Here is a 13,042-nt window from a genome sequence, read left to right as displayed (position 1 = left end):
GATCTCAGCGGACGCGCAGGGTCCAGCTCCAGCGGTGGACACCCGGTGCGACGAGGTAGGAGGGGAAGGTGTCGGGACCGCACGACGCCGTGCCCAGGCCCCGGTGTGCGGCGTCGATGTGGACCACGCAGCCGGCCCGCGGCACGAGTTCGTCGTGGTGCGTGACGGCGGTGAGGTCCTCGGCGCGGTAGCGGCTGACGGAGACCTGGCGGGGCCCGTCCAGTTCGACCACGAGTCCGGTGGCGTCCGGCGCCGACAGCGTGAACCGCCGGACGCCGTGCCGGCCGCCGCTCTCCTGGGGCCGCAGATAGGGGGTGAACAACTCGTCCACGGGCGATGAGTGGTGCGCGACCGGGGCTCCGGCGGCGCGGTCGGGGTACGACTCCCAGGGACCCTGGCCGAACCACTCCAGCAGATCGAGCCCGGACACCGTCTCGAAGACCGAGCCGACCCGCGCCACGTCCGTGAACTCCTCGGGCAGCTCGGCCGACTCGTCGACCCGGACACCGCCCTCGACCGGCGTGAACTCCTGCCGGTGCCGTACCACCCCGACCGTGCCGGCGTACTCCGCAAGCACGGTCACCCTCCCCGAGCCTTCGGCCGGGGGCACCCCCCTCTCGCCTTCCTCGAAACCGCGGCGCACCGAGACCACCTTGCGCACCAGCCGGTCCAGGCCCCAGGCGCGCCAGCGCCGCGCCGTCCCGCCCAGCTCGTCGTTGTCGGTGGGCGCCCGCCACAGGGACAGCACCGGCGCGGCCGCCAGCAGCGGGTGCAGCAGCAGCCCCTCGTCGTCCACCCGGACGGCGGGCCCCGCCGGCACCGGCGGCCGGAGCGGGTCCGCCGCCCGGATCCGGATCTGCGGCGCGCAGATCTCCGTACCGGCCGGCGCCCATGCCTGGTCCTCGGCGACCGTCACCCGCAGCGTCAGCCACGCCTCGCCGCCGTCCGCCGGCACCTCGAAGGGCAGCGGTACGGCCGCGGTCTCGCCGGGGCACAGTTCGGGCAGCCCGGCCGGGCCGGTGAGGGTACGGCCGTCGGCCAGCGCCAGCTCCCAGGTGCCGGTCAGCCAGTCGAAACCCCGGAAGTGCTGGTGGTTGGCGAGCACGACGCCCTCGTGCCTGAAGCACCGGATGCGGACCGGTGCCGCGATCTCCCGGTGCTCGTACATCGCGGGCTTGGGGGTGCGGTCGGGGAAGACGATCCCGTCCGCGACGAACGCCCCGTCGTGCGGGGCCTCGCCGAAGTCGCCGCCGTACGCCCAGCGGTGGCCGGGCGCGGCGACACCGTTGTCATACAGTCCGGCGCCCGCGCGCCCGACCGGTCTTCCGTCGCTCACCCGTTGGAGGATTCCGTGGTCCCAGAACTCCCAGATGAACCCGCCCTGAAGCCCCGGAGTGGACTCGATGGCCGCCCAGTGGTCGGCCAGCGTGCCGTTGCTGTTGCCCATGGCATGCGAGTACTCGCACTGGATCAGCGGCTTGGTCTGCTCGCCGGACAGGGCGTGCGCCACGCAGTCCTCCAGCGGCGCGTACATGGGGCAGGCGATGTCGGAGGCCACGTCCGGGTCCGCCCAGCCGCGCTTGGCCGCCCCCTCGTACTGGAGCGGCCGGGTCGGGTCGTGGCGCCGCAGCCAGCCGGCCGCCGCGTCGTGGTTCGCCCCGTAGTCGGACTCGTTGCCCAGCGACCAGATGATGACCGAGGGATGGTTCTTGTCGCGCAGCACCATGCGCGCGACCCGGTCCACGAAGGCGTTCAGGTAGCGCGGGTCGTCGGCGATCTCGTGGGCGTGGTCGTGGGACTCGACGTCCGCCTCGTCGACGACGTAGAAGCCCAGTTCGTCCGCGAGGTCGTACAGGGCCGGATCGTTCGGGTAGTGCGAGGTGCGGATCGCGTTGAACCCGAACCGCTTCAGCAGCACCAGGTCCGCGCGCATGTCGTCGTACGACACCGTCCGCCCGGTGAGGGGGTGGAAGTCGTGCCGGTTGACGCCCCGGACGAAGACCCGCTCACCGTTGACGAGCAGGTCCCGGCCGGCGATCTCGACGTCCCGGAAGCCGACGCGGTGGTACGAGGTGTCGGCGAGCGTGCCGTCGGCGCGGTGCAGCCGGACGGTCAGCCCGTACAGTTCCGGCTGCTCCGCGTTCCAGGTGCGCACGTCGGGCACGGTGGCGTGGATGCGGGCCTCGCCGAGGAAGTCGGAGACCCGGTCGTCCGCGGCGTTGAGCCGGTCGAACGCGGCGTCCTGCGCGAGAGGTTCACCGTCGAGCTCGCCGGTGAGGTACCAGCCCCCGGGCAGTGCCCGGTCGCCCGCCGCGTTCCGTACCCGGCAGTCCACGCGCAACTCGCCGTCCCGCCGCGCCCGCACGGTCACGTCCGCGAGATGAAAGGGGTCGGTCGCGTACAGCAGCACCGAGCGGGTGATCCCGCCGTGCCACCAGTGGTCCTGGTCCTCGATGTGCGAGGCGTCCGACCACTTGACGACGGTGAGCCTGAGGACCGACCGCGCGCCGGGCCGGACGACTTCGGTGAGGTCGAACTCGGCCGCCAGGTGGGAGTCCTTGGAGACGCCCACCGGCCGCCCGTCGACGTGCACGAGCAGTACGCTCTCCGCCGCGCCCACCTGGAGCACGACGCGCCGCCCGGCCCACTGCCCGGGGACGTCCAGTTCCCGTTCGTAGACCCCGGTCGGGTTGGCGGCGGGGGAGTCCGGCGGGAACTCGCCGAACGGCATGGTGACGTTCGTGTACTGCGGCAGGTCGTCCGTGTCCTGCACGGTCCAGGCGCCGGGGACGTGCGCCGTGGACCAGCGGCCGCCGGCCGGCGCGTCGGGAGCCGGCAGCAACTGGAAGCGCCAGTCGCCGTCCAGCGGGAGGGCTCCGGTGCGCCGGTCGACGGCGTTCATGGGGAGCCGGCGCCAGGAGGTCACCTCGGGTGCCTCCCAGGGACGCAGGGCGATCAGGGGATCGGCGGGCCGGGGCCCGGGGACCGACGGATCGTTCATCGGCGGACGGCTCCCTTTTCTGCTGACGGGGGATGACATGGGTTGCGTGGCGAGGCGGGGCGGGGTGGGGTGGGGGAGTCGGGTGGGATGCCGCGCGGGCCGGGCCGGCCCGCGCGGGTCAGGTGCCCTGCACCGCGCCTTCGGTGGCGCCCGCGATGAAACCGCGGGCGAAGACGGCGAAGACCAGCACCAGTGGCAGGGCCGCCATCAGCACCCCGGCCATGACCATGCTGTAGTCGGTGGTGTGGCCGACGTTCAGCTGGGCCAGCTCCACCTGGAGGGTCACGTGGTCGGGGTCGGTGAGCACGACGAGCGGCCAGACGTAGTCGTTCCAGGCGCCGACGAAGGCGTAGATGGCGAGGAAGGACAGCGCGGGCCTGATCATCGGCAGCGCGATGTTCCAGTACTGGCGGAAGAACCCGGCGCCGTCGATGCGCGCGGCGTCGAGCAGTTCGTCGGGCACGCCGTTCTCGATGTACTGGCGCAGCCAGAAGATGCCGAAGGCGTTGGCGAGGGCCGGGGGCACCAGCGCCTGGAGCGTACCGACCCAGCCGATCTTCGACATGAGGATGAACTGCGGCAGGATCGCCAGTTGCAGCGGCAGCATCATGAACAGCAGCAGCGTCCCGAACAGCAGCTTGCGGCCGGGGAAGTCGAACTTGGCGAAGGTGAAGGCGGCCAGCGAGTCGACGAACAGCACCAGGACGGTGGTGACGCTCGCGACGACCACTGTGTTGAGCATCGACCCGAAGAAATCGATGGTGTTCAGCACGTGCCGGATGTTCTCCAGCAGGTGCGAGCCGAAGGTGAACTTCGGCGGGCTCTTGTAGATGTCCTGGGTGGTGTTGGTCGCCATGACGATCGTCCACACGAACGGGAAGACCGAGAGCACGACGGCCGTCATGAGGACGAGGTGCGCGGTCAGGCCCTTGGGACGGCGCAGCCGCCTCGCGCGCGGGGCCGGCCGCGTGGTGTCCGCCGTGGTCACGGCTTCCTCCCTCGTTGGGTGATGCGCCAGTTGACGGCGACGAGGACGATGATCAGCAGGAAGAAGGCCCACACGATGGCCGCGCCGTAGCCGTAGTCGTTGTTGAGGAAGGCCGACTGGTAGAAGTACAGCAGCGTGGTCAGACCGGCCTGTCCCGGGCCGCCGAGGTTTGCGTTGGCGGCGTTGCTGGCGAACAGGACCTGGGGTTCGCTGAAGCTCTGCAGACCGTTGATCGTCGAGATGATCACGGTGAACAGGATGATCGGCCGCATGATCGGGACGGTGATCCGGAAGAACGTGCGGACCGGGCCGGCGCCGTCCATCTTCGCCGCCTCGTAGATCGAGGCCGGGATCGCCTGGAGACCGGCCAGATAGATGATCATGTTGTAGCCGGTCCACATCCAGGTCATCAGCAGCGCGATGACCAGTTTGATCAGCCACGGGTTGCTCAGCCACGGCACCGGCGAGATGCCGACCGTGCCCAGGATCGCGTTGACCAGACCGAAGTTGTTGCTGAACACCGCGCCGAAGAAGATCGCCACCGCGACGATCGAGGTGACGTTCGGCAGGTAGAGGGCGATGCGGTAGAACCCCTTGAAGCGGCGCACCGAGTGCAGCAGCGTCGCCAGCATCAGGGCGCCGAAGAGGGTGGGCACGGTGGACAGCACCCAGATCACCAGGGTGTTGCGGATCGACAGCCAGAAGACCGGGTCGTCCCACAGGAACCGGAACTGCTGCAGGCCCACGAACTGCATGGTGCCCAGGCCGTCCCAGCGCTGGAAGGCCAGGTACAGGGAATAGAAGACGGGGAAGAAGGAGAAGGCGGCGAAGATCAGGTAGAAGGGCGAGATCGCCAGGTACTGCCGCCAGTACGACAGCGGCCCGCGCCGCCTGGGCCGAGCGGTGGTGCCCGCGGGCGTGGCGCGCCGCGGGCGGAACCGGGCCGGGCCCGGCCCGCCGCGGTGCCCGGGCACCGCGGCGGGGCCGGTGACCGGAGGTGACGTCACCTCAGTTCACCCCCTGGCGCCGGGCGATCTGCTTGGCCTGGCTGACCGCGTCGTGCCAGGCGTCGTCGGGCTTCTTGCCCTTGGCCTCGATGTTGGTCAGCTCCGTCATGTAGGGGGCCATGACGGCGGCGTCGGCCGGGGCCTCGTAGCTGTCCGGTATCGCCTTGGCGGCCGGGCCGAAGACCTCGATGACCTTCTGCCCGCCGAAGAAGGCGTCCGGGCCCGTCATGGCCGGCATGGTGTACGCGGCCGGGGCGGCCGGGAAGATGGCGGCGTCGGTGAAGCCGCGGGCGTCGTTGGCGGGGCTGAGGATCCAGCTGATGATCTTGAAGGCTTCCTCGGGGTTCCGGCACTGCTTGGGCAGCGCGAGATAGGAGCCGCCCTGGTTGGAGGGTCCGGCGGGGTTCGCGCAGACCCGCCACTTGCCCTTGGTGTGGGGCGCGGCCTGCTCGATGTCCAGCGCGTGCCAGGCCGCGCCGAGCTCGGTGAGGAGGTTCTTGCCGATGGCGGCGTTCCAGGAGTTGTCGTTGATCTTGGCGTCGATGCCCAGGGTGTAGGGGCGGACGGCCGTGGTCCACGCGCCGCGGATGTGGTCCTGGTCGCCGATGAAGTGGTTGTTCTTGTCGATGAACCGCTGGGTGCCCTGGCCGACCGCGATGTTGAAGACGGCGCTGATGTTGTTCACCAGGTAGGTGCCGGGGTTCTTGCGCTGCAGCTCGGTGCCGAGCGTGAAGTAGTCGTCCCAGGTCCTGACCAGCGCCGCGACCTTGTCGGGGTCGGTGGCCACGCCGGCCTTGGCGAACAGGTCCTCGCGGTAGAAGAGCGCGGTGGGGCCGATGTCGATCGGGAAGCCGATCTGCTTGCCGTCGCCGGTCTGGGCGAGCTTGGCCTTCCAGCCCAGGTACTGCGCGGAGATCTTCTTGAAACCCAGGTCGTTCAGGTCGAGGAAGCGGGAGGCGTTGGGCAGGAAGGACGCCATGTCCTCGCCCTTGATGCCGGTGATGTCCGGCACGGAGGAGCCCGCCGCGAGGGTGGTGGTGAGCTTCTGCTTGAAGTCGCCGCCGATGGACGCGGCGGTCAGCGTGACCGCACTGCCGAAGTGGGTCTTCGCCTCCGCGACCACCTTGTCGCTGAGCGCACCGCCCCAGTACCACAGGGTGAGGTTCTTGCCGTTCTTGGTGCCGCCCGATCCGGAGCCGCCGCACGCGACGGTCAGGCCGGAGGCGGCCGCGGTGAGTGCGGCGGCCTGGAGGAAGCCTCTACGTGAAAGGTCCACGGGTCACTCCTGTTGTTCCTGTTCGTGGTACTGAGGGGCGTTGGTGCTGTGGATCGTGGGGCTGTGGGGCTGTGGGGCTGTGAAGCACTGGGCCTGGTACCTGGGGTTCTGGGCGTGGGCTGCTGTGGATCGGGTGCGGGTCAGTGCGGCCGGGCGGGCGGGGTGACGGGGGCGTGGTGCACCGGGGGGCCCGCTTCCGCCGGCAGCCGGTCGGCGAGGAAGCCGTACGTCGTCCTCAGCTCGGGGTCGGTCAGCGAACGCCACCAGCGGTCGACGCCGTACCAGCCGGGGGCCGCGAGGGCACCGCCGTGGTGCCGGACGGACAGCCCGGCCGCGAGGACCGCGAACCGCAGCCGCTCGGCCAGCGGCCAGCCGCCGAGGGAGGCCGCGACGAAGCTCGCCCCGAAGACGTCCCCGGCGCCCGTCGCGTCCAGGACGTCCACGGGGAGGGCCGGGACCTCCGCGTACTCGCCGGTGGTCTGGTCGACGGCCACCGCGCCGTCCCCGCCCCGGGTGACGACCGCCACCGGCACCAGCTCCGCGAGCGTGCCGAGGGCCGCGACCGCGCTGCCGGTGCGGGTGTAGGCCATCGCCTCGGCCTCGTTGGGGAGGAAGGCGTGGCACAGGGCGAGCTGGTCGAGCAGGTCACGCGACCACTCCTGGGTGGGGTCCCAGCCGACGTCGGCGTAGACGCGGGTGCCGTTCGCGGCCGCCTTGGCGATCCACTCGCGCGGCTCGGCCTCGATGTGCACCAGCGCCGTGCGCGCCTCGGGCGGGTCGCCCATCAGCGTGTCCTGCGAGTAGGGGGGCTGCTGGCCGTGGGTGACGAGCGCCCGGTCGTGACCGGCGGCGAGCGAGACGGTGACGGGGGTGGGCCAGCCGTCCGCGGTGCGGGACAGCGAGAGGTCGATGCCCTCCTGGTCGTACAGGACGTCCCGGCAGTACTCGCCGTAGAAGTCGTCCCCGAAGACCGTGGCGAGCGAGGTGCGCAGGCCGAAGCGGGCCGCGGCCACCGCGAGGTTGGCGATGCCGCCGGGGCCGCAGCCCATGCCCGCCGTCCAGATCTCCTCGCCCGGTGTCGGCGGCTTTCCCAGCCCGGTGAGGACGAGGTCGTAGAAGAGCAGCCCGGTCAGCAGCACGTCGGGCCTGTCGTCGTCCACGCGTACCGCCTCTCGTCAAAACTCGTCATTTTCGATGACCGGAATCGTGCGCCGCTGAGTGAGATTGGTCAATACCCGAGCAGAACTGAGCATGGATTTGATTGAAGATGACGAGTAGTGTTCGCCGCGTGCTGGCAGAACGACGACACCAACTCATCCTGCGGGCCCTTCGCTCCGGCGGCCCCGCGGCTGTGACCGACCTCTCCGAGCAGCTGGGCGTGAGCCCGGCCACGATCAGGCGCGACCTGGTCAAGCTGGAGGAGGACGGGCTGCTCACCCGTGTCCACGGCGGCGCCGTCGTCGACGAGGGCGACCAGCCCTTCGACGAGGTCGCCGAGGTGCGCGTGGCCGAGAAGGACGCGATAGCCGCGTGCGCGGCGGCACTGGTCGAGGACGGCCAGTCGGTGCTGCTCGACATCGGCACCACCGCCTTCCGGCTGGCCCGCCAGCTGCACGGCCGCCGCCTCACCGTCATCACCAGCAACCTGGTGGTCTACGAGGAGCTCGCCGACGACGAGGGCATCGAACTGGTGCTGCTCGGCGGCATGCTCCGCCGCGAGTACCGCTCCCTGGTCGGTTTCCTGACCGAGGACAACCTGCGCCAGCTGCACGCCGACTGGCTGTTCCTCGGGACCAGCGGGGTCCGCCCGGGCGGGCAGGTGATGGACACGACGGTCGTCGAGGTGCCGGTCAAGCGCGCCATGATCGGGGCGAGCGACAAGGTCGTGCTGCTCGCCGACGCCGCCAAGTTCCCGGGCACGGGCATGGCGAAGGTCTGCGGTCCCGGGGACCTGGACATGGTGGTGACCAACGCGCCGGTGGACGCGGCGACCCGGGCCGCCCTGGAGGAGGCCCGCGTCGAGGTGGTGGTGGCGGGAAAGGCTCAGGCTTGAATCCTCTTCCCCGGAGCGGAAGGAGACTGCCGGCTCACGCCCCCCGACCGCTCGGCGGGCGATCGGGTCTTCCGCGATCGACACCAGCCGGGCCGGGACCGGCCCGGGCTCTTGGAGCAAGTGCAAGGAGACGGTGCGTGCCTGGTTCTCACGGCGTACCGCGCAGAGCGCAGCCGTTCATATGGGCAGAGATCCGCCGACGTGGCGGATCTCCTTCTCTCGACGTGTTCCGTGAAGACTCGATCAGTTCGGGGCCTGAACGCGTGGGCATCCTTGGAGGAAGCCGGTGAAACTGACGATTCTGGGCGGCGGCGGGTTTCGCGTGCCGCTCGTGTACGGCGCACTGCTGACGGACCGGGCCGAGGGGCGGGTCACCGAGGTCGTGCTGCACGATCTCGACGCCGGCCGGCTCTCCGCGGTCGCCCGGGTCCTGGCCGAACAGGCGGCCGGCGTCCCCGACGCCCCCGCCGTGACCGCCACGACCGACCTGGACGAGGCGCTCACCGGCGCCGACTTCGTCTTCTCGGCGATCCGGGTCGGCGGTCTGGAGGGCAGGGCGAACGACGAGCGGGTGGCCCTGGCCCAGGGTGTCCTCGGCCAGGAGACGGTCGGCGCCGGAGGCATCGCCTACGGCCTGCGCACCGTGCCCGTCGCCGTCGACATCGCCCGGCGGGTGGCCCGGCTCGCCCCCGACGCCTGGGTCATCAACTTCACCAACCCCGCCGGACTGGTCACCGAGGCCATGGCCAGGCACCTCGGTGACCGCGTCATCGGCATCTGCGACTCCCCGGTCGGCCTCGGCCGCCGGATCGCCCGGGTGCTCGGCGCGAACCCGAAGGAAGCCTGGATCGACTACGTCGGCCTCAACCACCTCGGCTGGGTGCGCGGCCTGCGCATCGCCGGCCGCGACGAGCTCCCGCGCCTGCTCGCCGACCCCGGCCTGCTCGGCTCCTTCGAGGAGGGCAAGCTCTTCGGCGTGGACTGGCTGCGGTCCCTCGGCGCGATTCCCAACGAGTACCTGCACTACTACTACTTCAACCGCGAGGCCGTCCGCGCCTACCAGCAGGCGGAGAAAACCCGCGGCGCCTTCCTGCGCGACCAGCAGGCGCGCTTCTACGAGGCGGTCACCGCCCCGGGTGCCAGGGCCCTGGACGTCTGGGACCGTACCCGCGCCGAGCGCGAGGCCACCTACATGTCGGAGAACCGGGAGACGGCCGGCGCCGGCGAGCGCGACGCCGACGACCTGTCCGGCGGCTACGAGAAGGTCGCCCTGGCCCTGATGCGGGCCATCGCCCGCGACGAGCGCACCACCCTGATCCTCAACGTCCGCAACCGCGACACCCTCTCGGCGCTCGACGGCGAGGCCGTCATCGAGGTGCCCTGCCTGGTCGACGCCAACGGCGCCCACCCGGTCGCCGTCGCCCCGCTGCCCGGCCATGCCACGGGCCTGGTCTGCGCGGTCAAGGCGGTCGAGCGGGAGGTGCTCGCCGCCGCCGAGTCGGGCTCCCGTACGACGGCCGTGAAGGCGTTCGCGCTGCATCCGCTGGTCGACTCGGTGAACGTCGCCCGCCGCCTGGTGGAGGGGTACACGCAGGTCCACCCGGGTCTCGCGTATCTTAAGTAGCCAGCCGCTCGGAAAGCGCTTTCCATCCTTCTTCTGGAGACTTCCATGCACGACGAACGCCGCCGGATCGAGGAGCGCGTAGAGCGCCTCCACAACCAGCGCATCAAGCCCGCGATCTACGCGGCCACCGTCCCCTTCGAGGTGTCCGCCTGGCAGGCCCCGGGGGAGCCGGTGCCCTTCGAGGAGGCCGCGGCCGCCGGGTACGAGCCGTTCGCCATGGACACCCCGTGGGGCCCGCCCTGGGGCACCACCTGGTTCCGGATGCACGGTCAGGTGCCCGCCGGGTTCGCGGGCCGCCGCGTGGAGGCGGTCATCGACCTCGGCTTCGTCGGCGACTGGCCGGGCAACCAGGCCGAGGCCCTGGTCCACCTCCCCGACGGGACCCCGCTGAAGGCGGTCAACCCGCTCAACCAGTATGTACGGATCGCGGACCCGGCGGCCGGCGGCGAGGTGATCGACTACCTGGTCGAGGCCGCCTCCAACCCGGACATCCTGGCCGGCGACTTCGCGGCCCCGACGCCGCTCGGCGACGTCCTGACGGCCGGCGACAAGCCGCTCTACACCTTCAGGCGCGCCGACATCGCCGTCCTCGACGAGGACGTCTGGCACCTCGACCTCGACGTCCAGGTGCTGCGCGAGCTGATGCTGGAACTCGGCGAGCACGACCCGCGCCGCCACGAGATCATGCACGCCCTCGACCGCGCGATGGACCTGCTGGACCTGGACGACATCGCCGGCTCGGCGGCCGCCGTCCGCGAGGCCCTGAGGCCGGCGCTGTCGAAGCCCGCGCACGCCAGCGCGCACATCATCTCCGGTGTCGGCCACGCCCACATCGACTCGGCCTGGCTGTGGCCGATCCGCGAGACCAAGCGCAAGACGTCCCGGACCTTCTCCAACGTGACATCGCTGGCGGAGGAGTACGAGGAGTTCGTCTTCGCCTGCTCCCAGGCCCAGCAGTACGAGTGGGTGCGCGACAACTACCCGCAGGTCTGGGCCCGGATCCAGGAGTCCGTGAAGAAGGGCCAGTGGGCGCCGGTCGGCGGCATGTGGGTGGAGGCCGACGGCAACCTGCCCGGCGGCGAGGCGGTCGCCCGCCAGTTCATCCACGGCAAGCGGTTCTTCATCGAGCACTTCGGCATCGAGACCAAGGGCGTCTGGCTGCCGGACTCCTTCGGCTACAACGCGGCCTACCCGCAGCTCGCCAAGCTGGCCGGCAACGAGTGGTTCCTCACCCAGAAGATCTCCTGGAACCAGACCAACAAGTTCCCCCACCACACCTTCTGGTGGGAGGGCATCGACGGCACCCGCATCTTCACGCACTTCCCGCCCATCGACACCTACAACGCCCGCTTCAGCGGCGCGGAGATGTCCCGCGCGGTCCGCAACTACGCCGAGAAGGGCGGCGCCACCCGCTCGCTGGCCCCCTTCGGCTGGGGCGACGGCGGTGGCGGCCCCACCCGCGAGATCATGGAGCGCGCCCGCCGGCTGAAGGACCTGGAGGGCTCGCCCCGGGTGGAGATCGAGCACCCGGACGCGTTCTTCGCCAAGGCCCGCGCCGAGTACGAGGACGCGCCGGTCTGGGTCGGCGAGCTCTACCTGGAGCTGCACCGCGCCACCTACACCTCGCAGGCCCGCACCAAGCAGGGCAACCGCCGCAGCGAGCACAAGCTGCGCGAGGCCGAGCTGTGGGCGACCACGGCCGCGCTGCACGCGCCCGGCTACCGCTACCCGCACGAGAAACTGGACCGGCTCTGGAAGACGGTCCTGCTCCACCAGTTCCACGACATCCTGCCGGGCTCCTCGATCGCGTGGGTGCACCGCGAGGCCGAGGCCGAGTACGCCCGCGTCGCCGGGGAGCTGGAGGAGCTGACCGCCGAGGCGGTCACCGCGCTGGGCGCCGGCACGGCCCGCGTCTTCAACACCAGCCCCTGTGCCCGTGCCGAGGTCGTCCGGGACGCCGCCGGCACCCCGGTGTACGTCGAGGTCCCGGCGAACGGCAGCGCGCCGCTGACCGCCGCCGCCGAGGCCCCGCAGCCGGTGACGGTCGACGGCCGGGTCATCGACAACGGTCTCGTCCGGGTGGAGATCGCCGAGGACGGCACCCTGTCGTCGGTCCACGACCACCGCGCGAACCGCGAGGTCCTCGCCGGCCAGGGCAACCTGCTCCGCCTGCACACCGACCTCCCGAACTACTGGGACGCCTGGGACGTCGACAAGCACTACAAGAACCGCTACACGGACCTGCTCGACCCCTCCGAGATCACGGTCGTCGACGCGGACCCGCTGCTCGGCTCGATCCGGGTCACGCGCCCCTTCGGCAACGGCTCGACGATCGTCCAGACGGTCACCGTCCGCGCCGGCAGCCCCCGGATCGACTTCGAGACGGACATCGACTGGCACGAGGCGGAGAAGTTCCTCAAGGCCGGATTCCCGGTGGACATCCGTGCCGCGCACTCCTCCGCCGAGATCCAGTTCGGCCACGTCCAGCGGCCCACCCACACCAACACCACCTGGGAGGCCGCCCGGTTCGAGGTCTCCGGCCACCGCTGGGTGCACCTCGCGGAGCCCGGCTACGGCGTCGCCGTCATCAACGACTCGACCTACGGCCACGACGTCTCCCGCACGGTCCGCGAGGACGGAGGCACCACCACCACGGTCCGCCTCTCCCTGGTCCGCGCCCCGCGCGTCCCGGACCCGGGCGCCGACCAGGGCCGTCACCGCTTCACCTACTCGTTGCTGCCGGGCGCCGCCATCGAGGACGCCGTGGCCGAGGGCTACGCCCTCAACCTCCCGCTCCGGGTGGCCGACGCGGCGGGCGAGCCGCGGCCGGTCGTCTCCGTGGACGGCGAGGGCGTGACCGTCGAGGCGGTCAAGCTGGCCGACGACGCCTCCGGCGATGTCGTGGTCCGGCTCTACGAGTCCCGGGGCGGCCGCGCCCAGGGCGTCCTGCGCACCGGCTTCCCCCTGGCCGGCGCCCAGGTGACCGACCTGCTGGAGCGCCCGCTGGGAGACGCGGACCTCGAAGGCGACGACGGCGTCGCCGTCGTTCTGCGTCCCTTCCAGATCCTCACCCTCCGGCTGCGCAGGAGCTGA

General features: G+C 71.2%; 8 protein-coding genes. 3 read left to right on the top strand and 5 right to left on the bottom strand.

Features of this window, described 5'->3' with window-relative positions:
- Window positions 1-4: 4 nt before the first annotated feature.
- The 5 genes from LQ326_RS40175 to LQ326_RS40155 form a co-directional block, all read right to left on the bottom strand.
- A complete protein-coding gene (locus LQ326_RS40175; RefSeq protein ID WP_234544020.1) occupies window positions 5-3,001 on the bottom strand; it encodes a glycoside hydrolase family 2 TIM barrel-domain containing protein in 2,997 nt (998 codons plus the stop codon).
- Window positions 3,002-3,119: 118 nt separating this feature from the next.
- Window positions 3,120-3,989, bottom strand: a complete 870-nt coding sequence (locus LQ326_RS40170) for a carbohydrate ABC transporter permease (protein ID WP_234544019.1) — start codon at window positions 3,987-3,989, stop codon at window positions 3,120-3,122.
- Window positions 3,986-4,963 carry a carbohydrate ABC transporter permease gene (locus LQ326_RS40165; RefSeq protein ID WP_234544033.1) on the bottom strand — a complete coding sequence of 326 codons (978 nt, stop codon included), beginning with the start codon at window positions 4,961-4,963 and terminating at the stop codon, window positions 3,986-3,988. The genes LQ326_RS40170 and LQ326_RS40165 overlap by 4 nt, the downstream gene beginning before the upstream one ends.
- Before the next feature lie 34 nt (window positions 4,964-4,997).
- Window positions 4,998-6,272 (bottom strand): ABC transporter substrate-binding protein, encoded by a 1,275-nt coding sequence (locus tag LQ326_RS40160; RefSeq protein WP_234544018.1) that lies wholly within the window; start codon window positions 6,270-6,272, stop codon window positions 4,998-5,000.
- A 140-nt stretch (window positions 6,273-6,412) separates the two neighbouring features.
- Entirely contained in the window at window positions 6,413-7,432 is a 1,020-nt protein-coding gene (locus tag LQ326_RS40155) for a carbohydrate kinase family protein (protein WP_234544017.1), read from the bottom strand.
- Window positions 7,433-7,560: 128 nt separating this feature from the next.
- Here LQ326_RS40155 and LQ326_RS40150 point away from each other — a divergent pair, with 128 nt between their 5' ends.
- From LQ326_RS40150 to LQ326_RS40140, 3 genes are all read left to right on the top strand, one after another.
- Window positions 7,561-8,325, top strand: coding sequence for a DeoR/GlpR family DNA-binding transcription regulator (locus LQ326_RS40150; protein WP_234544016.1), 765 nt, complete (start codon window positions 7,561-7,563; stop codon window positions 8,323-8,325).
- Between the two features lie 286 nt (window positions 8,326-8,611).
- Window positions 8,612-9,949, top strand: a complete 1,338-nt coding sequence (locus LQ326_RS40145; protein ID WP_234544015.1) for a 6-phospho-beta-glucosidase — start codon at window positions 8,612-8,614, stop codon at window positions 9,947-9,949.
- 45 nt (window positions 9,950-9,994) lie between these two features.
- Window positions 9,995-13,042 (top strand): alpha-mannosidase, encoded by a 3,048-nt coding sequence (locus LQ326_RS40140; protein WP_234544014.1) that lies wholly within the window; start codon window positions 9,995-9,997, stop codon window positions 13,040-13,042.

The sequence above is a fragment of the Streptomyces shenzhenensis genome (assembly GCF_021462265.1).
Lineage (GTDB): Bacteria > Actinomycetota > Actinomycetes > Streptomycetales > Streptomycetaceae > Streptomyces > Streptomyces shenzhenensis.
The sequence above is the reverse complement of the archived record's forward strand: the minus strand, read 5'-3'. Positions and strand labels throughout refer to the sequence as shown.

Bases quoted from the DNA above. Each gene is read 5' to 3' on its own strand.
- LQ326_RS40175 (WP_234544020.1), bottom strand. From the start codon at position 3,001: ATGAACGATCCGTCGGTCCCCGGGCCCCGGCCCGCCGATCCCCTGATC.
- LQ326_RS40140 (WP_234544014.1), top strand. From the start codon at position 9,995: ATGCACGACGAACGCCGCCGGATCGAGGAGCGCGTAGAGCGCCTCCAC.